At 67.7% G+C, this 26,342-nt stretch carries 22 protein-coding genes, 2 tRNA genes and 1 pseudogene; 14 read left to right on the forward strand and 11 right to left on the reverse strand.

Annotation, left to right across the window (positions count from 1 at the left end; translation table 11 throughout):
* The first annotated feature begins 11 nt into the window (after nucleotides 1–11).
* Entirely contained in the window at nucleotides 12–1,838 is a 1,827-nt protein-coding gene (locus tag ACFTSA_RS13125; protein ID WP_377951795.1) for a phosphoenolpyruvate carboxykinase (GTP), read from the forward strand.
* Between the two features lie 188 nt (nucleotides 1,839–2,026).
* Here the strand turns inward: ACFTSA_RS13125 and ACFTSA_RS13130 are convergent.
* From ACFTSA_RS13130 to ACFTSA_RS13145, 4 genes and pseudogenes are all read right to left on the reverse strand, one after another.
* Nucleotides 2,027–2,332 (reverse strand): annotated as a pseudogene (locus ACFTSA_RS13130) (hemin transporter); the annotation flags it as partial.
* 4 nt (nucleotides 2,333–2,336) lie between these two features.
* Nucleotides 2,337–2,786: an RrF2 family transcriptional regulator gene (locus ACFTSA_RS13135; protein WP_377951797.1), complete on the reverse strand. Its 450-nt coding sequence runs from the start codon at nucleotides 2,784–2,786 to the stop codon at nucleotides 2,337–2,339.
* 102 nt (nucleotides 2,787–2,888) lie between these two features.
* Complete coding sequence (locus ACFTSA_RS13140) at nucleotides 2,889–3,380, reverse strand: hypothetical protein (protein WP_377951799.1); 492 nt, start codon at nucleotides 3,378–3,380, stop codon at nucleotides 2,889–2,891.
* Between the two features lie 9 nt (nucleotides 3,381–3,389).
* Nucleotides 3,390–4,808 carry a phosphomannomutase/phosphoglucomutase gene (locus ACFTSA_RS13145; protein ID WP_377951801.1) on the reverse strand — a complete coding sequence of 473 codons (1,419 nt, stop codon included), beginning with the start codon at nucleotides 4,806–4,808 and terminating at the stop codon, nucleotides 3,390–3,392.
* Nucleotides 4,809–4,937: 129 nt separating this feature from the next.
* Between ACFTSA_RS13145 and ACFTSA_RS13150 the strand changes: the two genes are divergently transcribed.
* On the forward strand, nucleotides 4,938–7,151 hold the full coding sequence (locus tag ACFTSA_RS13150) for a RecQ family ATP-dependent DNA helicase (protein ID WP_377951802.1): 2,214 nt from the start codon (nucleotides 4,938–4,940) through the stop codon (nucleotides 7,149–7,151).
* Here the strand turns inward: ACFTSA_RS13150 and ACFTSA_RS13155 are convergent.
* Nucleotides 7,096–8,571, reverse strand: a complete 1,476-nt coding sequence (locus tag ACFTSA_RS13155; protein WP_377951804.1) for an MFS transporter — start codon at nucleotides 8,569–8,571, stop codon at nucleotides 7,096–7,098. The genes ACFTSA_RS13150 and ACFTSA_RS13155 overlap by 56 nt on opposite strands.
* Before the next feature lie 246 nt (nucleotides 8,572–8,817).
* On the opposite strand from ACFTSA_RS13155, the gene ACFTSA_RS13160 reads away from it, so the two are divergent.
* Nucleotides 8,818–8,985, forward strand: coding sequence for a hypothetical protein (locus tag ACFTSA_RS13160; RefSeq protein WP_377951806.1), 168 nt, complete (start codon nucleotides 8,818–8,820; stop codon nucleotides 8,983–8,985).
* A gap of 24 nt (nucleotides 8,986–9,009) precedes the next feature.
* On the opposite strand, the gene ACFTSA_RS13165 is transcribed toward ACFTSA_RS13160, so the two are convergent.
* Together ACFTSA_RS13165 and ACFTSA_RS13170 are read right to left on the reverse strand one after the other, a co-directional pair.
* Nucleotides 9,010–9,098 (reverse strand) — tRNA-Ser (locus ACFTSA_RS13165).
* A 271-nt stretch (nucleotides 9,099–9,369) separates the two neighbouring features.
* Complete coding sequence (locus tag ACFTSA_RS13170; protein WP_377951807.1) at nucleotides 9,370–11,613, reverse strand: prolyl oligopeptidase family protein; 2,244 nt, start codon at nucleotides 11,611–11,613, stop codon at nucleotides 9,370–9,372.
* Between the two features lie 61 nt (nucleotides 11,614–11,674).
* Between ACFTSA_RS13170 and ACFTSA_RS13175 the strand changes: the two genes are divergently transcribed.
* Entirely contained in the window at nucleotides 11,675–13,651 is a 1,977-nt protein-coding gene (locus tag ACFTSA_RS13175) for an FAD/NAD(P)-binding protein (protein WP_377951809.1), read from the forward strand.
* A gap of 175 nt (nucleotides 13,652–13,826) precedes the next feature.
* Here ACFTSA_RS13175 and ACFTSA_RS13180 read toward each other — a convergent pair whose 3' ends face one another.
* The 3 genes from ACFTSA_RS13180 to ACFTSA_RS13190 all read right to left on the reverse strand — a co-directional run bounded on the left by ACFTSA_RS13180 (nucleotide 13,827) and on the right by ACFTSA_RS13190 (nucleotide 15,278).
* Nucleotides 13,827–14,639: a VOC family protein gene (locus ACFTSA_RS13180; protein ID WP_377951810.1), complete on the reverse strand. Its 813-nt coding sequence runs from the start codon at nucleotides 14,637–14,639 to the stop codon at nucleotides 13,827–13,829.
* A gap of 119 nt (nucleotides 14,640–14,758) precedes the next feature.
* The gene (locus ACFTSA_RS13185; protein ID WP_331571821.1) at nucleotides 14,759–14,890 is read right to left on the reverse strand and encodes a hypothetical protein; all 132 of its coding nucleotides are present in this window, start codon (nucleotides 14,888–14,890) and stop codon (nucleotides 14,759–14,761) included.
* Between the two features lie 300 nt (nucleotides 14,891–15,190).
* Nucleotides 15,191–15,278 (reverse strand) — tRNA-Ser (locus ACFTSA_RS13190).
* Between the two features lie 113 nt (nucleotides 15,279–15,391).
* On the opposite strand from ACFTSA_RS13190, the gene ACFTSA_RS13195 reads away from it, so the two are divergent.
* The 10 genes from ACFTSA_RS13195 to ACFTSA_RS13240 all read left to right on the forward strand — a co-directional run bounded on the left by ACFTSA_RS13195 (nucleotide 15,392) and on the right by ACFTSA_RS13240 (nucleotide 25,951).
* Complete coding sequence (locus ACFTSA_RS13195; RefSeq protein WP_377951812.1) at nucleotides 15,392–16,375, forward strand: NAD(P)H-quinone oxidoreductase; 984 nt, start codon at nucleotides 15,392–15,394, stop codon at nucleotides 16,373–16,375.
* Between the two features lie 127 nt (nucleotides 16,376–16,502).
* Nucleotides 16,503–17,111: a PadR family transcriptional regulator gene (locus tag ACFTSA_RS13200; protein WP_377951813.1), complete on the forward strand. Its 609-nt coding sequence runs from the start codon at nucleotides 16,503–16,505 to the stop codon at nucleotides 17,109–17,111.
* The gene (locus ACFTSA_RS13205; RefSeq protein ID WP_377951815.1) at nucleotides 17,108–17,842 is read left to right on the forward strand and encodes an ABC transporter ATP-binding protein; all 735 of its coding nucleotides are present in this window, start codon (nucleotides 17,108–17,110) and stop codon (nucleotides 17,840–17,842) included. Before ACFTSA_RS13200 ends, ACFTSA_RS13205 begins: the two co-directional genes overlap by 4 nt.
* On the forward strand, nucleotides 17,772–20,714 hold the full coding sequence (locus ACFTSA_RS13210; protein ID WP_377951816.1) for an FtsX-like permease family protein: 2,943 nt from the start codon (nucleotides 17,772–17,774) through the stop codon (nucleotides 20,712–20,714). The genes ACFTSA_RS13205 and ACFTSA_RS13210 overlap by 71 nt, the downstream gene beginning before the upstream one ends.
* Nucleotides 20,715–20,855: 141 nt before the next feature.
* Nucleotides 20,856–23,156: a carbon starvation CstA family protein gene (locus tag ACFTSA_RS13215; protein ID WP_377951818.1), complete on the forward strand. Its 2,301-nt coding sequence runs from the start codon at nucleotides 20,856–20,858 to the stop codon at nucleotides 23,154–23,156.
* On the forward strand, nucleotides 23,156–23,377 hold the full coding sequence (locus tag ACFTSA_RS13220; protein ID WP_377951820.1) for a YbdD/YjiX family protein: 222 nt from the start codon (nucleotides 23,156–23,158) through the stop codon (nucleotides 23,375–23,377). The genes ACFTSA_RS13215 and ACFTSA_RS13220 overlap by 1 nt, the downstream gene beginning before the upstream one ends.
* A 2-nt stretch (nucleotides 23,378–23,379) precedes the next feature.
* Nucleotides 23,380–23,844: a GNAT family N-acetyltransferase gene (locus ACFTSA_RS13225; RefSeq protein ID WP_377951822.1), complete on the forward strand. Its 465-nt coding sequence runs from the start codon at nucleotides 23,380–23,382 to the stop codon at nucleotides 23,842–23,844.
* A gap of 38 nt (nucleotides 23,845–23,882) precedes the next feature.
* Complete coding sequence (locus ACFTSA_RS13230) at nucleotides 23,883–24,524, forward strand: bacterial proteasome activator family protein (protein ID WP_377951824.1); 642 nt, start codon at nucleotides 23,883–23,885, stop codon at nucleotides 24,522–24,524.
* 6 nt (nucleotides 24,525–24,530) lie between these two features.
* Nucleotides 24,531–24,974 (forward strand): hypothetical protein, encoded by a 444-nt coding sequence (locus ACFTSA_RS13235; RefSeq protein ID WP_377951825.1) that lies wholly within the window; start codon nucleotides 24,531–24,533, stop codon nucleotides 24,972–24,974.
* Between the two features lie 131 nt (nucleotides 24,975–25,105).
* Nucleotides 25,106–25,951, forward strand: coding sequence for an aldo/keto reductase (locus tag ACFTSA_RS13240; RefSeq protein WP_377951826.1), 846 nt, complete (start codon nucleotides 25,106–25,108; stop codon nucleotides 25,949–25,951).
* Between the two features lie 99 nt (nucleotides 25,952–26,050).
* Here the strand turns inward: ACFTSA_RS13240 and ACFTSA_RS13245 are convergent, their stop codons facing one another.
* The gene (locus tag ACFTSA_RS13245) at nucleotides 26,051–26,230 is read right to left on the reverse strand and encodes a hypothetical protein (protein ID WP_377951827.1); all 180 of its coding nucleotides are present in this window, start codon (nucleotides 26,228–26,230) and stop codon (nucleotides 26,051–26,053) included.
* Nucleotides 26,231–26,342: the final 112 nt, after the last annotated feature.

The following is a 26,342-nucleotide window of genomic DNA, read 5'->3' on the forward strand; positions in this document are numbered from 1 at the left end:
AGGGAACTGCAATGGCCCACCTGGCGCGACTGCCGCTGCTTGAGAAAGCACCCACCACCCATGCCGGTCTGCTGGCCTGGGTTGAAGAGGTCGCTGGCCTGACCCAGCCGGACCGGATTCACTGGGTCGACGGCTCCGAGGAAGAAAACACCCGCCTCACCGACGAACTCGTCGCGGCCGGCACCCTGAAGCGGCTGAACCAGGACCTGTTCCCCAACTCCTTCGCAGCCTTCTCGGATCCTGCCGACGTGGCCCGTGTTGAAGAGCAGACCTTCATCTGCTCCGAGAAGGAGCACGACGCAGGCTTCACCAACAACTGGATGGCCCCGGCGGAGATGAAGGAGAAGCTGCGCGGGCTGTTCTCCGGCTCCATGCGAGGCCGCACCATGTACGTCATACCGTTCGTGATGGGCCACCTCGACGCCGAGGACCCCAAGTTCGGCGTCGAGATCACCGACTCCGCTTATGTGGTTGCGTCCATGCGCATTATGGCGCGCATCGGCACGGACGTCCTGAACCGGATCACCGAAACCAGCGCCTTCTTCGTTCCTGCCCTGCACTCCCTGGGCGCTCCGCTGGAGCCCGGCCAGGCGGACGTCCCGTGGCCCTGCAACCCGGACAAGTGGATCGTGCACTTCCCCGAAGAGCGCTCCATCTGGTCCTTCGGCTCCGGGTATGGCGGAAACGCGCTGCTGGGCAAGAAGTGCTACGCCCTGCGTATCGCTTCGGTCATGGCCCACGACGAGGGCTGGCTTGCGGAGCACATGCTCATCCTCAAGCTCACCTCGCCGGAAAACAAGACGTACTACGTCTCGGCAGCCTTCCCGTCCGCCTGCGGCAAGACCAACCTTGCCCTCCTCGACCCCACCATCAAGGGATGGAAGGTCGAGACCCTCGGCGACGACATCACCTGGATGCGGTTCGGCAAGGAAGGCGAGCTTCGCGCCGTCAATCCCGAGGCCGGCCTCTTCGGTGTGGCCCCCGGCACCGGCTGGGGCACCAACCCCAACGCCATGCGCGCCATCGCCAAGGGCAACAGCATCTTCACCAACGTTGCACTGACCGATGATGGCGGCGTCTGGTGGGAAGGCATGACGGAGGAAACTCCTGCCCACCTGACCGACTGGCAGGGCAACTCCTGGACGCCCGGGTCCGGCAAGCCGGCAGCCCACCCGAACTCGCGCTTCTGCACCCCGATCGACCAGATCGACATGCTGGCCGAGGAGTACCACAACCCGGACGGTGTGGAACTGTCCGCGATCCTGTTCGGCGGCCGCCGCAAGACCACCATTCCGCTGGTCACCGAGGCCCGCGACTGGACCAACGGCATTTTTATGGGCTCCACCCTGTCGTCGGAGACCACCGCCGCCGCGGCCGGTGCCGTCGGCGTGGTCCGCCGCGACCCCATGGCCATGCTGCCGTTCATCGGCTACGACGCCGGCGACTACCTGAACCACTGGGTCAACCTCTCCGCGAAGGCCAACCCGGAGCGCCTGCCCAAGATCTTCCTGGTTAACTGGTTCCGCCGCACGGCAGAGGGCGGCTTCGCGTGGCCTGGCTTCGGGGACAACGCACGTGTCCTGAAGTGGGCCATTGAACGGCTCGAAGGAAAGGCCGACGCCGTGGAGACCCCCATCGGCTTCGTTCCGACCGGCGACGCGATCGACCTCGAGGGACTCGACATGACGCCTGCCCAGGTTGAGGACGCGGTCCGCGTCGATCCCGAGGAGTGGAAGACCGAGCTCGCCTCGATCGAGGAGTGGTTCGCCAACTTCGGCGACTCGCTGCCCGCCGCGCTCCAGAACGAGCTCGACGGCCTAAAGGCCCGCCTGGCCTAGTCCCCGCTGGCTCCCACCTGGACTAGACCGGTCCTTGTGGGAGAAGCCAGCAGTACGACGGCGGCCCCGCACCTTGTCTTCAAAGGTGCGGGGCCGCCGTCGTCCGTAGTGGAGTTTTTGTCCAGATAATGGCCGCTAAAGGCCTCCAAAGTCGCGACAAATGGACAAAAACTCCCCGGCGGGAGGGCTTAGGAGGCCAGCCAGATGTCCGGACCGAAGACCTCGTAGTGGATCTTCGTGGCCGGGATGCCGGCGTTGCTGGCCTCGTTGCGGATGTTCTTCATGAACGGCAGCGGACCGCACAGGTACAGCGACGCGTTGGCCGGGAGGTACACGTCACGCAGGGACATGAAACCGGACCTGGACCCGGCTTCCGGCTGCTCAAGCCAGAGCTGGAGGTCGGCGCCGCCGGGGCGTTCGACGTCGTCCGTCATCTGGGAGCGCCGGGCCCAGCTGTCCAGGGTGCTTTCGGCGCGCAGGACCAGCACCTGGCGGGGGTCAGGCGCCGGGACGCAGCCCGATCGCTTCGAAAACGGGAGTCATCTGGCGTGAGGTGGGCAGCTCGGCCACCATGATGTCGTCGAGCTCGCGGTAAAAAGCCTCGCGCGCCCGGGCCAGGGCGCCGCGGAGCCGGCATTCACTGATGAGGGGGCAGCTGCCGGCCGGGCCGATGCACTCGGCGGGATTTTCGCGGGTGTCCAGCTCCCGAAGGACCTGGCCAACGGTGACGCGGCGGCCGGCGGCGCTGAGCCGGGACCCCCCGTTGCGGCCGCGCTCAACGTCAATCAGACCCAGCATGCGCAGCTTCGCCACGGCCTTGCTGACGTGGTTGTAGGGGGTTCCGACGGCGTCCGCGACGTTCTGGGTGGTGAGCAGACCGCCCTCCGGTGCGGCAGCGAGCACCATGAGGGCGCGCAGGCTGACGTCCGCGAAGGCGTTGATTTTCATGGTACTAGCCTAACGGCCGGCGCAAATCCGCGGTCCTCCCGGCGCGCACAGCGTGATCTGAGCGCGGCGGGGGACCAGGTCAAAGGGCCGCTCCGGACCGGTCTAGTCAGCCCAGATGACAGGTTCGTTGGAGTCGGCCGCAAGGTCGCCGAACTCCCACTCGCTGCTCTCTTTGTTGGGGGATTTGTCGGGCGAGTACGGCAGGACGGCTGCGAAAACCGCACCGTCCCGGTGTTCGGTGGCCACGTGGATGGCGTCCGAGTCCTCCTCGACCAGGGTGATGTCGCAGACGATCGCGGCGGCGCGGAACTCGTCCCGGTGCTGGCGCAGAAGTTCCGTGATGTCGCGGATCATCCCGTCGGCGTCGAACTCGCTGTCCCCGCCGGCCTCGGGGTCTGCCGGCGAAACAGCCACGAGCCGGACGTCGCCGTCGTTCTCCACCACAAGGGCGAACGGCAAGAAACCGCCGCTGCGCTCGAGTTGCTCCTGGGCTGCCGCCATTCCGGTGCCCAGGAGGTTTTCCAGGTCCGTGGCCGTGGCCTCCGGGACTGATGCGCGCCACGACTGGGCCGGGGTGGGGTCCGATGATGCCACGGGGCTGTCCTAGCTACGGACCAGGGCCAGCACGCGGTCGCGCACGCGCTCCATGGTGGCCCGGTCCGTGGCCTCCGCGTTCAGCCGCAGGTACGGTTCGGTGTTGGACGGGCGCAGGTTGAACCAGAAGCTGCCGTCGGCGGCCGTGAAGGTGCTGCCGTCCAAGTGGTCCACGGCCACGTCCTCGGTCTCGAAATCGGCCCGGACGCGCTCCACGGCGCCGGCCTTGTCCTCGATTTCCGAGTTGATTTCGCCGGAGGAAACGTACGGTTCGTACTCCCGGCCGAGATCGGAAAGCGGGCCGTCCTGTTCGCCGAGGGCGGCCAGAACGTGCATGGCGGCCAGCATGCCGGTGTCTGCGTTCCAGAAGTCACGGAAGTAGAAGTGGGCAGAGTGCTCGCCGCCGAAGATGGCGCCTTCCTCTGCCATGACGGCCTTGATGAAGGAATGGCCAACCCGGGTGCGAACCGCACGTCCGCCATCTTCAGCGACGAGTTCGGGCACCGCGCGGGAGGTCAGGAGGTTGTGGATGATGGTGGGCGTTGCCTCGCCCTGCGCTTTCGCGCGGGCAATTTCGCGGCGGGCCACCATGCCCGTGATAGCCGACGGCGAGACCGCCTCGCCCTTTTCGTCGATGACGAAGCAGCGGTCGGCGTCGCCGTCGAACGCCAGGCCGATGTCCGCACCGTGTTCTACGACGGCGGCCTGCAGGTCGCGCAGGTTTTCCGGCTCCAGCGGGTTGGCCGGGTGGTTTGGGAAGGAACCATCCAGTTCGAAGTAGAGCGGAACGATGTCGAAAGGCAGCTTGGGCAGCAGCGTGTCGCCCAGGACGGCCGGCGTGGTCAGTCCGGCCATGCCGTTGCCCGCGTCCACCACGACTTTGAGGGGGCGCGAGCCGGAGAGGTCCACGAGTGTGCGCAGGTATTCGGCGTAGTCCCTCAGCACGTCCCGGACGCCGATCTGGCCCTGGGTTTCCGCCGCGGGGATGGAGCCAGCGTTCAGGTACTGCTCGGCGAGTGCCTGGATCTCCTTGAGGCCCGTCTCCGAGGAGATGGGGACGGCGCCCGCCTTGGCCATCTTGATGCCGTTGTATTCGGCCGGGTTGTGGCTCGCGGTGAACGTGGCGCCTGCGGCGTTCAGTGCTCCGCACGCGTAGTACAGCTCGTCCGTGGAGATCAGGTCCAGCAGCTGGACGTTGGCCCCCCGGGTGGCGGCGCCGCTGGCGAAGGCCTTGCTGAATTCGGGGGAGGAGGGGCGCATGTCACCGCCGACCAGGACCGTCTGTCCCTCCAGGCCAAGCACGTCAACGAATGCTGCGCCCACGGCCTCGACGATCTCAGCGGTGATGGATTCGCCCACGATGCCGCGGACGTCATACGCCTTGAACGAGGCCGAAAGGTCAAAAGTACGGGTCTGATCGCTAGTCACGGCACTTATCTTACGGGCACCTACGCGGCGGCCTGTGAAGGGGAAGTCACAGAAGTGTGTGGCGGCCGGTTGTCCACATGGCGCGTAGCCGGGGTTTGGTGTGTCAGAGGCGGCTGGGATACTGAATCAATGGCAAATAACCCGCACGCTCCTGTCCTTGCTTCTGCTCCCGGTCCCTCCGGTTCCGGTGCCGGAAGGGATGTGGAAACGGTCACTGGGACACGGGGGCAGGCCCTGTCCGTGCTGCGCGAGCTGGTGGGTCGGCCGGAGGCCGACTTCCACGACGGCCAGTTCGAGGCCATCGAGGCGCTGGTCGACGGCGGCCGCCGGACTCTCGTGGTGCAGCGGACCGGTTGGGGAAAATCGGCCGTTTACTTCGTGGCGTCCTTGCTGCTCCGGCGGCGCGGGGCCGGCCCCACGCTGATCGTGTCGCCGCTGCTGGCCCTGATGCGGGACCAGGTGGCTGCCGCCTCCCGGGCGGGTGTCCGGGCCGTGGCCATCAACTCCGCCAACCAGCTGGAGTGGGACGCGGTGCGGGAGCAGCTAGCCGCGGACCAGGTGGATGTCCTGCTGGTGTCCCCGGAGCGGCTCACCAACCCCTCGTTCCGCGAAAACCAGCTGCCCGAGCTCATCCGGCGCACGGGGCTTCTGGTGATCGACGAGGCGCACTGCATCTCTGACTGGGGCCACGACTTCCGGCCCGACTACCGGCGCATCGCCGACCTCATCGCGGAGCTTCCCGACACCGTGCCGGTGCTGGCCACCACTGCCACCGCCAACTCGCGGGTGGTCCACGACATCGAGGAACAGCTCGGCGACGGCGTGCTCACCATCCGCGGCGCACTCGGACGGGAGTCGCTGCGGCTCGGGGTCCTGGCGCTGCCCGACTCGCGCCAGCGTCTTGGCTGGCTGCTCACACACCTGGCCGATCTGCAGGGCAGCGGGATCATCTACACCCTGACGGTCTCGGCCGCCGAGGACACCGCCAGGCTTCTCGCGGAGGCTGGCCACGAGGTGCTGGCGTACACGGGCCGCACCGACCCCGCCGACCGCGAGCGGGCGGAGCAGCTCCTGAAGGACAACCAGGTCAAGGCACTTGTGGCCACCTCCGCGCTGGGGATGGGCTTCGACAAGCCGGACCTCGGCTTCGTGGTGCACCTGGGCGCCCCGTCGTCCCCGGTGGCCTACTACCAACAGGTGGGCAGGGCGGGCCGTGGCGCCGCCAACGCAGACGTCCTGCTCCTGCCCGGGTCCGAGGACCGCGAAATCTGGCAGTACTTTGCCACGGCCTCCATGCCTTCCGAGGAGAAGGCCTCTGCGGTGCTGACCGCCCTGGCCGAGGCTGGATCGGCCGTTTCGACGGTGGCTCTGGAAGCCCGGGTGGACCTGCGCCGGACGCCTCTGGAACTGCTCCTGAAGGTCCTCGCCGTGGACGGGGCGGTGGAACGCGTGGGCGGTGGCTGGCGCTCCACCGGCATGCCGTGGACGTACGACGCCGAACGGTACCGCCGGATCGCGGAGGCCCGAGTGGACGAGCAGGACTCCATGGTCATCTACCAGGACACCGCCGGGTGCCGGATGGAGTACATCACCTCAGTCCTGGATGACGAGACCGCCGCCGCCTGCGGCCGGTGCGATAACTGCGCCGGCAGGTGGTTCCCGGCGGAGGTAGCCGCGACGGCCACGGAGGCTGCCGGGCAGACCCTCAGCCGCGCAGGCATCGTGCTGGAGTCCCGCCTCCAGTGGCCCAGCGGGATGGACCGCCTGGGGGTGCCCGTGAAGGGCAAAATCAAACCCGATGAAAACACGGCGGACGGCCGGGTCCTCGCCAGGCTGACGGACCTCGGCTGGGGCGGGGCGCTGCGCGAACTCTTCGCGGCCGGAGCTCCGGACCGCTCGGTCGATTCCGGCATGCTGCAGGCCTGTGTCCAGGTGCTGCGCGAGTGGGGCGCTGGTGACTCCCGGATTCCTGGCTGGAGCGGCGCAGGACGGCCGGCAGCGATTGTCAGCATGCCCTCGCGCAGCAGGCCCGAACTCGTCGATTCCCTGGCCCGAGGCATCTCCCAGATTGGCCGCATCCCGTACATCGGCCAGCTGCAGCTGGAACACGGCGGCCCCACCGGCGGCCGCGGCGGCAACAGCGCCTACCGGCTGGCCGGGGTGTGGGACCGTCTGGTGGTGGGGGAGGCGTTGGCAGCGGAGATCGCTGGCCTGGGCGGCGGCAGCGTGATGCTCATTGACGACCTCGTGGACAGCCGGTGGACCGTCACCGTCGCCGGACGCGCCCTTAGGCGGGCCGGTGCGGGCGCGGTGCTTCCGCTGGCGCTGGCCCAGGCCGGCTGACCTCGGCCCCCGCATGCCGGTGCAGCATCAGGCTGTCGGCGGTGCTGAGGAGCATGAGCGCCGCAATCGACAGGAATGCGCCGCGGTAGGCGGCCACGCCGCCGCCGTCCGGTCCGGCTGACAGAAAGGCGCCAAGCCCCGACGAAAGCAGGGAATCCGACTCGAAGAGGCGGAGCAGCAGTGCGCCCACGGCGATTCCGGCTCCGGTGGCCAGCTGCACCAGCGTGGCGGAGACGGCGTTGGCTGAAGTCAGCTGGGCCGGCACGATATCTGCGTACTGGACAGACGCGTACGCGGAGAAGCCAATGGACCGGAACGCCCCGCTGCACACCAGCAGTGCGAACACCAGCGGTTCCGGTGTGTCCTGGGTCAGCAGTGCGCAGAGGGCGAAGGTGGCTGCCGAGGCCAGGGACGCGAACACCAGCACCGGCTTGAACCCGAAGCGCCTGATGAGCGGCGTCGTGGCCGGCTTGATGCCGATGTTCCCGACGAACACGGCGGCCACCATAATGCCCGCGTGGAGGGGGCTCCACCCGAAGCCGTTCTGGAACATCAGCGGCAGCAGGAACGGCACGGCACTGATGGTCAGCCGGTAGATGAATCCGCCAGAGTTGGTGGCGCGGAACGTGCGGGTGCCGAACACCGTGAGGTCAAACAGCGGGTGGGCCGCTCGGCGCATCCACAGGACCGCCGCTGCCAGCGCGAGAACCCCCGCCAGAATGCTGGGCCAGGTCCACCCACCGCCGGGGTGGCCGCTGGCCAATTCCAGGCCCGCCACCAATGCGCCCACGCCCACCGTCGTGAGGGCAAGTCCCAGCCAGTCCAGCCGGCGGTTCCGGTCGCCGGAAACCGCGGGAACCAGGCGCAGCGCGGTCAGGAAGGCTGCAATGCCGAGCGGCAGGTTGATCAGGAAGATCCAGTGCCAGGACAGATAGGTGGTCAGCGCGCCGCCCACGAGCGGGGCGAGGACCGGAGCCAGCAGCCCCGGCCAGACGAGATAGGCCGTGGCGCGCAGCAGATCAGACTTTGGCGTCCCGCGAAGCACCAGCAGCGTGCCCACCGGCACCATCATCGCCCCGCCCAGGCCCTGCAGGACACGGCTGACGGTCAGGACCGTGAGGTCCTGGCTGGCTGCACACAGCAACGACGCCACGGTGAAGGTCGCGATGGCCAGGCAAAAAATCCGCCGGGCTCCAAGACGTTCCGCCAGCCAGCCGCTCAGCGGGATGCCCATGGCTACCGTCATCAGGTAGGCGGTCATGGTGATGTTCACGCTGGCCGACGGCACGCCAAAGTCCCCGGCGATGCTCGGGATGGCGGTCGTCAGCACGGTCCCGTCGAGGAACTCCATGAAGAACGTGGCCGCCACAAGCAGGGCCAGCCTGGGGCTCCAGGCATCGTTGGCAGAAAGCTTGTTCATGGAGTCATCCTGCCATCAGAAAGCGCTTTGTTGCCCGGGGCGTCCGGCACGCGGATGGCCGGACGGCAGCCAGCTGCGGGGAACCGAAGGAAAGGCCGGGGTACGCAAAAGGCCCCGGTCCGAGGACCGGGGCCAAACGCGGAGACGGGGGTGTCTAGTTTCACGACATAGTTCACACGTGAGTCGGGACATCGTTCCCACCTGATGCTTCACCGGTGAGTCGGGTCATGGTACAAACACGTCCTGATGCTGATCCGCGAAGACGACGTCACGATCAGCGACGCCACCACCGGAGAGATCATCCGCGAACTCACCATCGACCCCACCAGGAACTACCAACCCAGAAAAACCCGGCAAAGAAAAACACCCCGGTCCGAAGACCGGGGTGTCACCGATGACTCGACTCATCCGTGAAGGATGTCTCGACTCACCACAACGCGGAGACGGGGGGATTTGAACCCCCGGTCGAGTTTAACCCCGACCCTTCATTAGCAGTGAAGTCCATTCGGCCGCTCTGGCACGTCTCCAATTGCTATTACTAGCCCACCAAGGATACGCAGAACCGGCCATCCAGTGCAAAACGGCCGGCGCATCCCGCCCGAATCGCACCGGCACCCCCGAACCACCGGAGTTTTTGTCCAGATAATGGGACCTCCGGGGCCTCCAACTCGCGATATCTGGACAAAAACTCCGGGGTGGGTTTGCGACTACGTCCCGAAGGAGCGCAGCCGGGCCCTACCTTTGCCCGCGGTCGGGGCGTGGCTTGGCCTGCGGTCGCGGGGTGCTTGAGCGGGCGGGTCAGGCCGTGCCTTCAGCCAGCGCCTTCCACAGGAAGTGCTGGCTGCGGCCCTGGAGCGCGGCGGCCTGCCGGTTGTCCGAGGCGCCCGCGTGCCCGCCTTCGAGGGCTTCGTGGAACCAGACGTTGGGGATGCCCATGGCCAGCATGCGCGCGGCCATCTTCCTGGCCTGCACGGGACCCACGCGGTCGTCGGACGTCGCGGTCCAGATGAAGGTTTCCGGGTACTCCACGCCGTCCCTCAGCTGGTGGTACGGCGAGAAGGTCTTGATGAATTCCCAGTGCTCGGGTAGATCGGGGTCCCCATATTCGGCAATCCACGAGTGGCCGGCCGACAGCTTCGTGTAGCGGCGCATGTCCAGCAAGGGCACCCCACAGGACACGGCGCCGAACAGCTCGGGGTACCGCGTCAGCATGTTGCCCACCAGCAAGCCGCCGTTGGAGCCGCCGACGCAGCCGAGCCGCTCCCTGCTGGTGACGCCCCGCGAGATCAGGTCCCGGGCCACCGCCGCGAAGTCCTCGTAAGCGCGGTGCCGGTTCTCCTGCAGCGCGGCCCGGTGCCAGGAGGGGCCGTATTCTCCGCCGCCACGGATATTGGCCACGACATACACGCCGCCCCGGCTGTGTCCCTCCGGAAGGCCGTCGCCCGGAACGGCGGCAGTGCGCCGCTCCAGCCATGCCCGGCCGATGGTGCCGCTGTACGCCGGCGTGCGCGAGACCTCGAAGCCGCCGTATCCGGAAAGCTGCGTGGGGTTCTGCCCGTCCAGGACCAGGCCGCGCGCCGCCACCTGGAAGTACGGCACCTTCGTGCCGTCCGCAGAAACGGCGAAGTGCTGCTGCACCTCGTAGTCCGCCTCGTTGAAGAACGACGGCGACGCCTTGACTTCCGCATGGCTGCTCACCACGCCTGCAACGGGAGTTCCGCCGGAACTCCCGCCGCCGGCGGTGTCCCGGTTCCGTGTCTCGCGGGTCAGCGTGCCGCGCATCAGAGTGCTGGGCGTCGTGAAGCCGGTGGCCACGAGCCAGAAATCGTCCCCGGCCCCGCCTTCCGCCTCATCCTCGTCGTCCACGGGGAAGGCGTTGACGTCGTGCAGCGGAGGGCAGGCGTCCAGCAGCGAGGGCCGCCACGAGTCGGCCGGATCCAGCACCCGGATTTCCGAGGACACGTCCTTCAGCAGGTTCAGCAGCAGGAAGTTCCGCGTCCAGCTCCAGGACTGCAGCGACGTGTGCGCGTCCGGGGCAAAGAGGACCGTCAGTTCGCGTTCGCCGGCCAGGTACGCCCGGAAGTCGGCGGCGATCAGGGAACCGGCCGCGTAGGTGGTGCCGTCCACCGTCCAGTCGCGCTGCGGCCGGAACAGCAGCCATTCCCGGTGGACGCCCGTGTTTACGTCGGTGGGCACGTCCACCGGCACCCAGTCACCGTCCTGCAGCACGGACGTGCGGCGGTTGAAGAAGTCGATCCAGTCCACCGCGAACGTCCGTTCAAAGCCTGGCGTCGAGTCGTGGGCCACGATCGCCATCATGTGGTCCTCGGGGATCTCGAAGATGCGGGGCGCATCGGCCAGGGCCTGGCCGCGGTGCAGCCGCACGGCGGTGCGGGCGTAGGAGGACGCCGTGCGCGGGAGATCCTCCGCGGTGCTGGCGACCAGCAGCGTGTCCGCATCCAGCCACGAGACGTTCCCCTTCGCCGTCGGGAGGTCAAAGCCGCCGGCGGCGGGATCCACGAAGGCGCGGGTCTCGACGTCGAACTCTCGGTAACGGTTGGCATCGCCGCCGTCGGGGGAGAGGGCCAGCAGCGCGCGCCGGTACGGCTGCCCGGGTTCGGGCCGGAGCAGGTTCGCCCCGTGGAAGACCCACTCCACGCCGTCGGCGGCCGCCAGCGCATCCACGTCGAGCAACACATCCCACTCCGGGGCGTCGCTGCAATAGCTCTCCCAGCTGGTGCGGCGCCACAGGCCCTTGGGGTTCTCCCGGTCCTTCCAGAAGTTGTAGTACCAGTCGCCGTGCTTGCTCACCATGGCGATCTTGTCCGTCGAGTCCAGCACCTCGAGGATGTCACCCTCGAGCCGGGCGTAGTCGGCGTCCTCCAGCAGGTCCTCTGTGCGGGCATTCTGCTCGCGTACCCAGGCCAGCTGTTCCTCGCCGTAGATGTCCTCCAGCCAGATGTTCTCGTCGGTGGGCGCGGGCGCGGTCTCCGGAGGAACGGCGCCGGACGCGGGGGCAGAATCAGCTGCGGTGGTGGTCATGGGCCCATCCAAACAACATCGCCGCTCAGCAAGCAAGTCACATGCCGATACTCTGGAAGGCGTGGTTATTTTGCAGAGCATCCGGACGGCGCTGATTGGCGCCGGCCCGAGGGGTACCAGCGTGCTGGAGCGGCTGCTCGCAAACTGGTCCGCCGCCCGCCCTGCCGGAGCCCGCCTGCACATCGACGTCATCGACCCGTTTCCCGCTGGTCCAGGCCACGTCTGGCAGCCCGGCCAGTCCCGGCTCTACCTGATGAACACACAGTCGTTCTACCCCACACTGGTTCCCGAGGACACAGGATTGGCCGCGCCCATTGCCGGTACCACCTTCGACCGCTGGCGGACAGCCCAGCAGCGCAGCCCCCTGCCGGAGCTGTCCGACGACGAGCGGGCAGAGCTTGCCGTGCTGGGATCCGGCGACTTCCCCAGCCGTGCCATTTATGGGCGCTACCTGCGGTCCACCCTCGAGGAGCTGCTCGCCGCACTGCCCGATGGTGTCACCGTCGAGATGCACCAGGCGACGGCCACCGCCGCGCGCCGGCGGCCGGACGGAAAGTTCAACGTCGAACTGGACGGGGATGGATCGAACGACGGCGGGACCCTCACCGTCGATTCCGTCGTCCTCGCGCTGGGCCACCTCGCGTCCCGGCTCAGCCCGGAACAGCGTGAACTGCAGGCGGCCGCCGCGCAATTGGGCCTGCGGTACCTCCCGCCGGCCGTTCCGGCCGACGTCGACTGGAGCGTCATTCCGGCTCAGGAGCCTGTCTTGGTCCGCGGAATGGGCCTGAACTTCTTCGACGTGATGGGCCAGCTCACGGAGGGCCGGGGCGGGAAGTTCGTGGAGGCCGGGGATCGCCTCGAGTACCTGCCCTCGGGCCAGGAGCCGTTTATTTTCGCCGCGTCCCGGCGCGGAACCCCGTACCGGTCCAAGGCCGCCCTCGCAGGCTACTACCCGGCGTCGGTCACGCTCCGCTACTTCACCGCGAAGGCGCTGCAGCGGTTCACTGCGGCCGGAATTGTGCCGGCCTTCGATCACGACCTTTGGCCGCTCCTGCACCGGGACGCGCTGTGGGCCTACTACACGACCCTGGTGCGCTCGCAGCCGGATGCCGTGCAGGACCCTGCCAAGTTCCTCAAGGAGCTCGACGAGGCACTGCACCCGCATGCCCATAGCACCGGCCGGTGGGAAGAGGACTTCAACGCCGTCGTCGGACGCCATGTCCGGCAGGGAAGCCGGCTGGACCTGCGCGGCCTTGCCGCCCCGCTGTCCGGACGGTCGTTTGCCTCGCGTGCCGAGCTGGATGCCGCCGTTGTCGATTACCTCGATGACGATGCCCGCCGCTCCGCGCTCGGCGAGGACGACCCCGTCAAAATGGCCATCGGTGCCTTGCACCACGGCCGTGCCGTGTTGAAATCGGTGGTGGCCGACGGCGGCATCACCGATGAGTCCTGGGTCGCCGGCCTGCGGGGCTGGTTTGAGTCGCTGGTGGAGGGGCTGGCCAGCGGTCCTCCGGCGCTGCGCGCCGAGCAGTTGGCGGCACTGGCCCGCGCCGGAATTGTCAGCTTCGTGGGCCCGGACCCCAAGTTCGGCGTGGCCCGCGGGAAGCGCACTTTCACCGCCGCCTCGCCGTGGGTACGCGGTGGTGCCGCGGAAGCGCACACACTGGTGGAGGCGCTGGCGCCGGCCAACCGGGTGGCCCACAACGAGTCCCCACTGCTGGAACAGCTCCTCGCCGACGGGCTCGTGCGGCCGCGGACCATGATGACCGTGGAAGGCACGCCGGTGCAGTCCTCCGGGCTGGATGTCCGCCCGCACCCGTACCGCACGGTGGCGGCGAACGGCGAGGTCAACGACCGGATGTACGTGCTGGGGCTACAGCTCTCGGCCACGCAGTGGGGAACGGCCATCGCCGCCGAAGCCGCCCAGCAGGCCGGTCCTGTCTACCCCAGCGGGCAGCGGACGCTCCGCGATGCCGACGAGATCGCCCGCGCCATCCTCGGCCTGCCCCGCAACGCGTCCTCACGTTCCGCCGCCTGAGCGGGGACGCTCTCGCAGTTCCTGCCGCCTGGATCCAAACGCTCTCGCAGTTCCTGCCGCCTGGATCCAAACGCTCCCGCAGTCCTGCCGGAATGCGAAGCTCGGGCAAGCACAAAGAATGCCGGCCGGCAGCCTCGGAGGAAGCTGCCGGCCGGCATTTGTTCGGGAAAGCTGGTTACTGTCCGCCGGTCCCGGCGTCGCCCGCGTTGCCCTGGCCCGTGTCGGCCACGAGCTTGAACCTGGCCCCGGTTGGGTCCGTCAGGGTGGCCAACCGGCCGTGGGGTGTGTCATCCGGGCCGTCAATTACTGTCGCGCCCAGGCTGACGGCCTTGTCGATGGATGCGTCAGCATCCTCGACGGCGAAGTAGACGACCCAGTTGGAGGGGACCTCCGAAGGAAGGTCGCCGGCGGCGTCGTAGATTCCGGCCTTGGCGTCCCGTCCGGAGCCCAAAGTCGTGTAGCGGAACTCCGGGGTGTCGCTCATGACGTCGGTGTCCCAGCCGAACACTTCCTGATAGAACTTCACTGCGGCGGCATAGTCCTTGGTGTGCAGCTCGTGCCAGGCAGGGGCGCCCGGCTCGCCGACAAGCTCGTAGCCGCGCATCTCCCGGGGCTGCCAGACACCAATCGCGGCGCCGGAGGCATCACCGAAGAACGCCATGTGGCCCTGCTCCGGGACGTCCATGGGTTCCATGTACACCTGGCCGCCGTTTGCGGAGACGGCAGCAGCCGTGGCGGCGGCGTCGTCGGACCACAGGTAGGTGGACCACATGTCCGGCATGCCTGCCTGGTCCTCCTGCTTCTGCATGATGCCGGCGACGGTCTTGCCGTTCTTCTGGGCGGTGATGTAACCGCCGTATTTTTCCTGGTCTCCGGTCTGGAAGTCCCAGCCGAACAGTTCGCCATAGAACTGTTTCGCCTGGTTGGCATCGGTGGTCATGAGGTCGACCCAGCAGGGGGCGCCGGGCGTGGGTTCGGGCGTAGGCATGTTGTGCTCCTGGTGTGGTTTGCGGGATATCCCCGCAGGTCATGGAGGTGCTACGGACAGAACCGACACTATGCCGGGGGTGTGACAGTTTTCAATGGCGGCCGCAGTCAGGCTGGTGCTCAGCGCTGGTCCGAGTACGACGTCGCCGGTTCCTGGTCGTCGTCGGCCTCGATCCACTCGATGAAGTCCTTCAGCGACATGCACCAGTAGTAGTCCGAGTACCGCAGGCCTTGCTTGTCAGCCTTGCTCATGACCTCGACCCCCACATGCAACGGTGGATGCGGAAAGCTCCATCCCGCGGTGGCAGGAAAGCGCTGATTCAAGTGAACGCCTTCCAGCAACGGCGCGCATGAGTGGCGCGTACTCGAATTCTGCAGGGCAGGTACTCGGATTACCTGATTTTGGGCGTGGAGTCCGCACCCCTACTTGCCCATAGGAAACGGACACTACTTGGCCACGCAAAAGGCCGGCCGAACCAATCTTTCGATTGGCCCAACCGGCCTCCAAAGTGGCCGTCATTGCGGTGCTTTCGCACGGCACCGGCCCCTGCGCGGAAGGTAAGAGATTCGAACTCTTGGTACGGGGTTACCGCACACTGGTTTTCAAGACCAGCTCCTTCGGCCGCTCGGACAACCTTCCCTAACTAGTAGTGTTTCATAGGCACTTGGCTGCAACAAAAACCACCGCGTGGCAGTTGTCGCCGGTGCACAGTATTTTTGGGGCAGGAATCAGCTAGAAATCGGGAGTTCGCCATGAAAGCCGTCTTTATCTCGGAGCCCGGCGGGCCGGAAGTGCTGGAAATCCGCGAGGTGCCGGCCCGCGAGCCGGGCCAGGGCGAGGTCCTCATCGATGTGGTGGCTGCGGGCCTGAACCGCGCCGACGTCCAGCAGCGCAGGGGCTACTACCCGCCCCCGCCCGGTGCCTCGGAGATTCCCGGACTGGAGGTCTCCGGACGGATCGCGGGCTTCGGCCCCGGTGTCACCAAGCCATTTTCCATCGGCGACAAGGTGGTGGCCCTGCTCTCCGGCGGCGGCTACGCGCAGCAGGTCGCGGTGCCCTCGGAGCAGGTGCTGAGGATTCCCGACGGCGTGGACCTGGTTACCGCTGCGGCCCTGCCTGAGGTTGCGGCCACCGTCTACTCAAATCTGGTCATGACCGCGCAGCTGCAGCCGGGGGAGACGGTCCTGATCCACGGCGCCACGGGAGGCATCGGCACCATGGCCATCCAGCTCGCCAAGGCCCTGGGTGCCACCGTGGCCGCCACCGCGGGGACCGACGAAAAAGTCAGCACCGCCAAGGCGTTCCTGGGCGCCGACATCGCCATCAACTATGCGGAGGAAGACTTCGCCGAGAGCCTTCGCGCCCAGAACGGGGGGAAAGGTGCCGACGTCATCCTCGACGTCGTGGGCGCCAAGTACCTGCAGAAGAACGTCGACGCCCTGGCGGACTACGGCCGGCTCGTCGTCATCGGATTGCAGGGAGGCGCCAAGGGGGAACTGGACCTCGGCCAGCTGCTGCGCAAGCGGGCGGCCGTTGTGGCTACCGCGCTCCGGCCGCGCCCGGCTGCGGAGAAGGGTGTCATCATGACGGCGGTGCGGGACTCCGTGTGGCCCCTCGTCGCTGACGGGCGGATCCACCCGCTGGTGGCCAAGACCTTCCCGCTGGACCAGGCCCGGGCAGCCCACGAGTACTTCGACTCCGGCGAGCACGTCGGCAAGGTCCTGCTGGTGATGTGACGCCCGAAGCGGCCTGTAGATACTCAGTATTGCCTCGTCGCAAAAGACGGGCTAGGCTCTGGACATACGCGGTATGCACACGTCTTGGGGGCGTGTGCATGCCGCCGACTTCCAGCCTAGGAGCCAGATGTCTATCCGCCACAGCCTCCTCGCCCTCCTGCAGGACCAGCCGCGTTACGGCTACCAGCTCAGGGTCGAATTCGAAGACCGCACCGGTTCCACCTGGCCGCTGAACATCGGGCAGGTCTACACCACGCTGGACCGGCTGGAACGTGACGGTCTGGTCAGCAACGACGGCGGTGACGGCGAAGGCCACGTCGTGTACAGCATCACCGAAGCCGGCAGGGCCGAAGTCCAGGGCTGGTTTGCGACGCCGGTGGAGCGCAGCAATCCGCCGCGGAACGAGCTCGCCATCAAGCTGGCGCTCGCCGTCACTCTGCCCGGAGTGGACGTGGCAGCGATCATCCAGGCCCAGCGCGCCGCGTCCATGCGGGCATTGCAGGACTACACGAAGTCCCGCCGTGACACCGCCGCCAACCAGCGGGCCGCGGACACGGCCTGGCTGCTGGTGCTGGACTCGCTGATCTTCCAGACGGAGGCCGAGATCCGCTGGCTGGACCTGTGCGAGGCCCGGATGGTGCAGCTTGCGCAGGCCACCGGGCCCCGTAGCCAGGCACGTAAAAATGGGGTTACTTCGGAAGAGGCTGCCCCGCTCAGAGCTGAGAACCGCCGGTGAGCGTGCAGGGGCCGCAGCAGGTCCTCGAACTTGCCAAGGTCAGCAGGACGTTCGGGCAGGGGGCGACGGCCGTCGCCGCCCTGCGGGATGTGGACCTCACCGTCAACGCCGGGGAATTCGTCGCGGTGATGGGGCCGTCCGGATCCGGGAAATCATCCCTGCTGGCGCTGGCCGGCGGACTGGACCGGCCGACGTCGGGCGGTATCTTTGTGGAGTCAACGCCGCTGGCTGGGCTGGGACTGAACGCGCTGGCGCGGCTCCGCCGCCGTGCCGTGGGCTACGTCTTCCAGGACTTCAACCTGGTGCCGACCCTGTCGGCCGCGGAGAATGTCGCCCTGCCGCTCGAGCTCGACGGCGTGCCGTCGCGGAGAGCGCACCGCCAGGCACTCGACGCCCTGCGGCAGGTGGGGATTCCCCAGCTGGGGCACCGGTTCATGGATGAGATGTCCGGCGGGCAGCAGCAGCGCGTGGCCATCGCACGCGCCATCGTGGGAAGCCGCCGCCTGATCCTCGCCGACGAACCCACCGGCGCGCTGGATTCCACCACGGGCCACGGCGTGATGGAGGTGCTCCGCTCCCGGGCCGACGCCGGCGCCGCCGTCATGCTGGTCACGCACGAGGCCCGCCATGCCGCCTGGGCGGACCGCGTGGTGTTCCTCCGTGACGGCCGGATCGTGGACGAGGCAGCGGCCATGCACGATCCCGCAGTTCTCCTGGCACCGGCCGGCTGAGATGGCCCTCGATGTTGCGCCGGTGCCGCACGCCCGCTGGCACAGTTTCCGCCTTGCCCTCCGGATGGCGCGCCGGGACATCGGCCGGCACCAAGGCCGCTCGCTGCTGATCATCCTCCTGGTCCTGCTGCCCGTTGCCGGCATGACCGGTGCGGCGGCCCTGGCGCAAAGCATGCAGGAAACGCCCGCGGAACGGGTGCAGTACCAGCTGGGCAGCACGCAGGCGCGGTTCCGCAGCATGCCTGCCTCCAACGCCGAGACAGTGCAGGACCCTGTCCTTGAGACGGCAACCATGACGCGGAACTTCACCGTCGACCCGGACTTCACGCCGCGGAATCCGCGGGATGCCATTCCCGCCGGCTATGACGTCCTCACCGAAACGCAGCTGACGCTTACCGTCCGGGCCGGAATATCCCGGGCCGGTGCGCCCCGCGGCGGGGCGTCCGATGTCCCCGTGATGGCCAAGGCCGTCGACGCCCTGAACCCCGCCTTCACCGGAAAATACAGGCTCCTGGACGGCAGGCCCGCCGCGGCCAAGGACGAGATCCTCGTCTCACCCGGCGCTCTGGAACGCTTTGGGATCCGCCTCGGTGACAGGCTTACGACGGCGGACGGTACCTTCGCCGTCGTCGGCACCCTTCGGGATGCCACCTACTCGGACGGCAACCCCATCCTGTTCCTCAGGCCTGGCCAGGCTGCGGTGGGCAGCACGGCTGCTCCTGGGTATCCGCTCGGTGAAACGATGTACTACCTCGTGGGTTCAAAACCCGTCCAGTGGGACCAGATCCGTGACCTGAACAGGGACGGCATCGCGGTATTGTCCCGCGCCGTGGCACTCGACCCGCAGGTCCCGTCGGGCGCAGCCACCGGCTCCGAAGCCATGCCCGCCGCCGGCTACGTCGCCGGCGTGCTGATCGGGACTCTTGCCCTGCTCGAAGTGGGTCTCCTGGCCGGGGCAGCTTTTGCGGTGGGCGCCAAGCGACAGGTCCGCGAGCTCGCTTTGCTGGCCGCCAACGGCGCCGAAGCACCCACAGTCCGGGCGGTGGTGACCGCCGCCGGGCTGTGGCTTGGGACCATCGCGGTGGCCGCCGGTGCCGTGCTGGGTGCCGGCGGGGCAGCGGCGGTGGTGGCGGTAGCCAGGCACCTGGGCTCCGTCCGCTTTCCCGGCTTCCACCTGGACATGCTGCCTACCGTTGCTGCCATGGCCATGGGCCTGCTGGCATGCGTCCTGGCGGCGGTGGTTCCGGCGCGGCAGGTTGCGCGGCAGGCGGTGCTTGGGGCCCTGAAGTCGGGCCGCGCGCCGGCTGTTTCGGGGCCCTGGCCGGCGCGGCTGGGAGCCCTGCTGCTGATTGCAGCCATCACCTGCCTCGGGGCCGGGCGAACGCTCGGCATGACGGGTGACCTGGACGCCGTCGCCGCCCGGACCCCGTTGGTGGCGGCGTTGCTCATCGGCGGCGCTGTCGTTGCGGTGGCGGCCCTGGTGCTGTTAACCGGGACGTTCGTGAAGATCCTGACGGCCCGCACCGCCTGGCTGCCGCTGCCGCTGCGGATGGCCGCCCGTGACTCTGCCAGGAACCGGAGCCGCACCGTGCCCGCCGTCGCGGCGGTCCTCGCCGCAGCTACGCTGGCCAGTGCAGCGATGGTCCTCTCTGCCAGCCAGATGGCGGAGGCCAAGCGTACGCACATGTGGGCTGCACAGGAAAACCAGGTCTCCCTGCCGCTGGAAACCGCACCGGTCCAATCACCGGGGACGGCGCCCGCACCGGACATTGACCCGGCCGCCGTAGACGCGGCGCTGCGGCGGGAGCTCAGCACCGTGCAGTGGACGCAGGTCCTGAGGGGCCCGGTGCTGAGCAAGTGCAACATGCAGGCGTCCGCCGGTGGATCCCGCCCCGCCAGCGACCACGGAGCGGACTGCCGGCAATACAAGCTCGCCGTGCCGGCCGGCCACGAGTGCCCTGCCACCCCGCAGGGCCGCGTCCTGGACGGGCAGGACTGGCGGTGCAACGGATCGATGTCTGCCGCGGGTTCCGCCGGCCAGCTTCCGCCGTTGGTGGTTGGCGGAGTGGACGAGCTTCGGGCTCTGCTGGGCCGGGAGCCCAGCCCTGCCGCGGTGGACGCACTGAACAGCGGCGGAATGGTGGTCAGCAACCCGGTTTTCGAAAAGGACGGGAAGGCCACGCTGCAGTCCTATGACGTGCGCCAGCCCGTTCCCGGCCCTGGTTCCGCAGTTGCCCACAAGCCCCTGAACAACAACAAAGAGCTGCCGGCAGTCGTGGAGGCGCCGGAGGTGCCGATCCCGTTCTACGGTGTACTTCCTCCCGAGACCGCGTCCAAGCTGGACATCCACGTCGGCAACTCCGTACTGCTCGCCCAGCTGTCCGCCTACCCGGAAGCCGTTGAACAGGACAGGGCGGCCGCGGCACTGGCGCAGGTTTACCGGATCCAGGCGATGGGCTTCTACGTGGAGCCGGGAGCGGACCGCACCGGGTCCGAACTGCTGTGGCTGATCGTTGGCACCAGCGCACTCATCACCCTCAGCGCGGCCGGCATCACCACGGGCCTGGCGCTCGCCGATGCCCGGGCAGACCACATGACGCTGGCGGGGGTTGGTGCGCCGCCGCGCCTGCGGAAGGCCCTGGCCGGAGCGCAGTCGCTGATGACCGCGTCCCTTGGCACCTCGCTGGGAGTTGCCGCCGGCGTGGTCCCTGCAGTCCTGCTCGTCGGGGCTACCCGGATGTTCGCAGAGCCGGTCATCCCGTGGATGCCGCTGCTGGCCCTGCTCGTTGCAGTCCCGCTGACCGGCAGCGGCCTGGCCTGGGCCTTCGCACGTGCCCGGCTGCCGGTGTCCCGGCGGAGTCCCGGCACCTAAGAACGCGCCGCTTACCGCGGCATCGGGACCGCTCGCCGATTCCTCGGGCAGCACCGCGCAAATGGCCGCGGGTGCAGCGCTACCGGTTGGTAGGGTGCCCGTGGCACAGTCCGTGCCAACTGGGAATCTCAAGGAGGAGACATGGGCACCATGCCTGAGGACGGGACCCGAACGGCGGACGGGGAACTGACTCCCGACGCCGACGAAGCGCTGCCGCCGGCGTCCGTCGATGACGCGGTCCGCGACGCCGAGGAGCGCAGATGGACCCCTGCGAAGATCGCCCTCTGGGTAGCCATCGCGCTCCTGGGCGGCGTGGCCTGGGTCATGCTGGCCATCGTCAGGGGCGAAACGGTCAACGCCATCTGGTTCGTGTTTGCCTCGGTGTGCACGTACCTCATCGGCTACCGCTTCTATTCGAAGGTCATCGAACGCTATCTGCTCAAGCCGGACGACCGCCGTGCCACACCTGCCGAATACAAGGCTGACGGCAAGGACTATGTCCGTACCGACCGCAACGTCCTCTTCGGCCACCACTTCGCCGCCATCGCCGGAGCCGGCCCTCTCGTGGGCCCCGTCATCGCCGCCCAGATGGGGTACCTCCCGGGCACCATCTGGATCATCATCGGCGTCGTCCTTGCCGGCGCTGTCCAGGACTACCTGGTCATGTTCTTCTCCATGCGCCGCGGCGGCCGTTCCCTCGGCCAGATGGCGCGCGAGGAGCTCGGCGTCATCGGCGGCACCGCCGCCCTGGTGGCCACCCTGCTGATCATGGTGATCATCGTCGCGATCCTGGCGCTCGTCGTCGTCAATGCCCTGGGCGAGAGCCCGTGGGGCGTCTTCTCGGTGGGCATGACCATCCCGATCGCGCTGTTCATGGGTGTCTACCTGCGCTACCTGCGGCCGGGCAAGGTCATGGAGGTGTCCATCATCGGGTTCGTGCTGCTCATGGCCGCCATCATCGGCGGCGGCGCCGTGGCCGGCACCGAATGGGGTGCGGCGTTCTTCCACCTGGACAAGGTCACCATCGCGTGGGGCCTCATCGTCTACGGCTTCATCGCGGCCATCCTGCCCGTGTGGCTCCTGCTGGCACCCCGTGACTACCTCTCCACGTTCATGAAGATCGGCGTCATCGCGATGCTGGCCGTGGCCATCATCGTGGTGCGCCCCGAAATCACCGTTCCGGCGTTCAGCGAGTTCGCCGGCCGCGAGAACGGTCCGGTCTTCTCCGGCGCCCTGTTCCCCTTCCTCTTCGTCACCATCGCCTGCGGTGCGCTGTCCGGCTTCCACGCCCTGATCTCCTCCGGCACGACACCGAAGCTCATCGAGAAGGAACGGCAGACCCGCTTCATCGGCTACGGCGGCATGCTGATGGAATCCTTCGTGGCCATCATGGCGCTCGTGGCCGCGATTTCGATCGACCGCGGAATCTACTTCGCCATGAACGCCCCCGCGGCGCTGACCGGCGGAACGGTGGAGACGGCGGCGCAGTGGGTCAACGGGCTCGGCCTGGCCGGCGTCAACATCACCCCCGACGTCCTGGCGGAGACCGCCTCGAACGTGGGTGAGGAGAGCATCGTCTCGCGCTCCGGCGGTGCCCCGACGCTCGCCGTGGGCCTGGCCCACATCATGCAGCAGTTCATCGGCGGCACGGGCATGATGGCCTTCTGGTACCACTTCGCCATCATGTTCGAGGCGCTGTTTATCCTCACCGCCGTCGACGCCGGAACGCGCGTTGCGCGGTTCATGCTGCAGGATTCGATCGGGAACTTTGCCCCGAAGTTCAAGGAGGCATCGTGGCGGCCCGGTGCGTGGCTTTGTACGGCCATCATGGTGGGAGCCTGGGGCGCGGTGCTGCTGATGGGCGTCACCGACCCGCTGGGCGGCATCAACACGCTGTTCCCGCTCTTCGGCATCGCCAACCAGTTGCTGGCCGCGATCGCCCTGGCGGTTTGCATGGCCATCGCGGCCAAGCGCGGCTCCTTCAAATACCTGTGGATCGTCGCCGTGCCGCTGGCCTTCACCGCCGTCGTCACCATCACGGCAAGCATCCACAAGATCTTCTCCTCCGTCCCTGCAGTGGGGTACTTCGCGAACAACGCCGCTTTCAGCAAGGCGCTGGCCGACGGGAAGACCTCCTTCGGCACGGCCAAGACCACGGCGGCCATGGAGGCGGTGGTCCGCAACACCATGATCCAGGGCTGGCTGTCCGTCATCTTCGTGGTCCTGAGCATCATCGTCATCGTCACGGCCGTGGTGGCTACCGTGAAGGCCTTCCGAAACACGACGGCGGGGATCCCCAACGTCAGCAACGAGGACCGGCCACGTCCCTCGCGGGTCTATGCGCCCGCCGGGCTGATCCCCACCGCCGCCGAGCGCGAACTCATGGCGGAGTGGAACAAGCTGCCCGCCGACCAGCGCGTTGAGCGGGGAGGACATCACTGATGAGCGCCAACGCGGGATCGGACGGCCTGCTGCATCCGGTGGCGCAGGCCTTCCGCGGCTTCTCGCGGTACCTGCAGGGGGTCATGGGGGCTGACGCCTACCGGAAATACCTGGAGCACCATGCGGCGGCCGGCCACGGCACGCCGCCCATGGACGAGCGTGCGTTCTGGCGGGACCGGACGGACCGCCAGGATACCAACCCGCAGGGAAGGTGCTGCTGACCATGGCTGTTCTGCCGGCCGGATTCGCCGTGCGCAGGATCGGGCCGGCAGAGGCCGCCGCACTTGTCGCGCTGGCGGCCACGGACAACCTGTTTGACGAGGACCCGGGGACCGCGCCGTCGGGGGAATTGGACCCCGACGGCGCCCGGGACTTCCTCGCCGACCCGTCGGTTCTCTTCTGGCTGGCAGAGGCCGGGGGACAGACCTTGGGTTTCCTGCACTGCTGCATCCAGCGGCGCCGGACGCCCGGCCCGCGGGCCGAGCTGCTGCTGATGGAGATGGGAACCCATGCCGAATGGCGCCGCCGGGGCATCGGCAGGGCGCTGATTGCGGAAATGGAGGCCTGGATGCTGCGCAATGGAGTGGCGGAGGTCTGGGTTCCCGCCAACACCTATGCAGTCGGCTTCTACCGCAAATGCGGTTTCGCTACGGACGAAGGCGAAATCCTGGTCAAGGAGCTTCATTGACTGGACTCCGCATTCCGGGCCCATGAGAGTATGAACGCATGAGCGATCCCGAAGACACTCAACCCACTCAGACGGCGGAGGACGAGGTACCTGTGGAGGGCACCACCCTGGATGCCGGGCCTGCCCAGGATGCGTCCGCTGGCCGCCTCGCCGAAGAGGACAAGCCCAAGACTAACCTGCAGGATCTCGTGGATGAGCCGGCCAAGGTGATGCGGATCGGCACCATGATCCGGCAACTGCTGGAAGAGGTGAAGTCGGCGCCCCTGGACGACGCCGCCCGGGGCCGCCTTGCGGAGATCCACGAGCGCTCCATCAAGGAGCTTGAGGACGGCCTGGCACCGGAACTGGTGCAGGAGCTGGAACGGATCAGCCTGCCCTTCCCGGAGGACGGCACGCCCTCGGACGCCGAACTGCGGATCGCCCAGGCCCAGCTGGTGGGCTGGCTGGAAGGCCTGTTCCATGGCATCCAGACGGCGATCGCCGCACAGCACGCAGCCCGGGAACACACGATGGCCCAGATGCAGCTCCGGCAGCTTCCGCCGGGGACCGTCATCGCCCCCGGCGTCGTCATTGGCGAAAACGGCGAGCCGCAGCGTGCCAAGGCACCCCAGCCCGGCGCCGACCCGCTGCACCCGGGCCGAAAGGAAGACTCCGACCACGGCCCCGGCCAGTACTTGTAGGCCTCTTTGGGATTTTTCACGGCCGCCCGCCAAGGGCGGAAAGACGATGCCGAACTTGGCAAGGGCTTATGGCGCCGCGCCCATGACCGGTTCCACCGCGGCCTGGACCGGTATCACCAGGTGCTCGAGGGCGTGGAGGACGACCAGCTCTACGCAGAGCTGGTGGCGATAGCCAACGAGCTGGCGGGCCTCTCCGGCCGTGTCCGGGAGATCTGCGTTGAGGCGCAGCGGCGGTCGCCCAGCGACGGCCTGGATATTCCGCACGCCCTGTCAGGTGTTCACCGCTCGCTGTCCAAGGCGGGGAATTCGCTGGCCGCCACCGCCGAGGCGGCCGCGATGCTCCGTCTCGCCGTGGGGCCGGTGCCCGTTGGCGCGGCATCGGTCTGGCGCCGGGCGGAAACTGTGTTTGAGCAGGTGGCCGACGCCGAGCGGCTCCTTTCGGAGTCCTGACCGGCTCAGAGTCCTGACCGGCCGGTGTTTCGCCTGCTCCCGGAATATTCCCCGGAACGGGCCGTTACGCGGCTAGCTTAGCTTCGTCATATTCGGTGCGGTCGCAGTTCGATTGTTGGCAGGATGGACAAATGACTTCTTCACCAACACTGACATTCAATGACGGCAACACCATTCCCCAGCTGGGCTACGGGGTGTGGCAGGTTGAAGACGACGTAGCCGAGAAGGTCGTCTTTCAGGCGTTCCAGGCCGGGTTCCGCCACATCGACACCGCCAAGATCTACGGCAACGAATCCGGCGTTGGCCGGGCGATTGCCAGCTCCGGACTGTCGCCGGAGGAAATCTTCATCACCACCAAGCTGTGGAACGCCGACCAGGGCTACGAATCAACGCTCGCCGCGTTCGAGGAGTCCCTGGAGCGCCTGGGTCTCGAAACTCTGGATCTTTACCTGATCCATTGGCTCCAGCCCAAGCAGGACAAGTACGTGGACACCTGGAAGGCGCTGATCGAACTGCAGAAGCGCGGCAAGGTGAAGTCCATCGGCGTCTCCAACTTCACTATCGAGGGCCTGCAGCGGATCATCGGCGAGACCGGCGTGGTTCCGGCCATCAACCAGGTGGAACTGCACCCCTACTTCAGCCAGTCCGAGCTGCGGAAGTTCAATGCGTCCCAGGGCATCCTGACCCAGGCCTGGTCTCCGCTGGGCCAGGGCGGGGAGCTCCTGGCGGACCCGATTATTGCGGGCATCGCACAGAAGCACGGCGCCACTCCGGCGCAGGTGGTCATTGCATGGCATCTCGCCATCGGTAACGTCGTCATTCCCAAGTCCGTCACCGAGTCCAGGATCCGTGAGAACTTTGACGCCCTGAACGTCAGGCTGGATGCCGGGGACGTTGAAGCCATCAACGGGCTGGACCGCACCGCTGACGGAACCGGCAGGATCGGCCCGGACCCGGCCGTCTCCGACTTCGCCTGACAGCCAGGCAACCGCCGAGAGGCCCCGCTCCGACCGCCTGCGCGGAGGGCGGGGCCTCTCCGCGTTGGGCAGCCCCGGCCGGGCAGGGCCCCGCCGGCGTTAGGCGGCGAGCTGTTCCTGGTGGACTGCGACGGCGTCCACGATGGCCCAGCTGTCCTCGGCGGTGATGCTGCGGCTGGCGAAGCGCTCTGCCGCCGCCACAGTCTCGAAGACCTCGGTGCGGATCCGGCCGCAGTCGGCGTCGAAGTACGTTACGTGGAATTCCTGATTATTTTCCATGGCTCCATCGTGCAACCGGGGTCTGACAGTAATGATGAAATTGGCTTGTGCCGCCGGTGTGGCTCTGGTTCTGACTGACGCCCCCGCGAAGGGTTTGTCTTGAAAATGATCT

The organism is Arthrobacter sp. NPDC057013 (assembly GCF_042674585.1).
Taxonomy (GTDB): Bacteria; Actinomycetota; Actinomycetes; order Actinomycetales; family Micrococcaceae; genus Arthrobacter.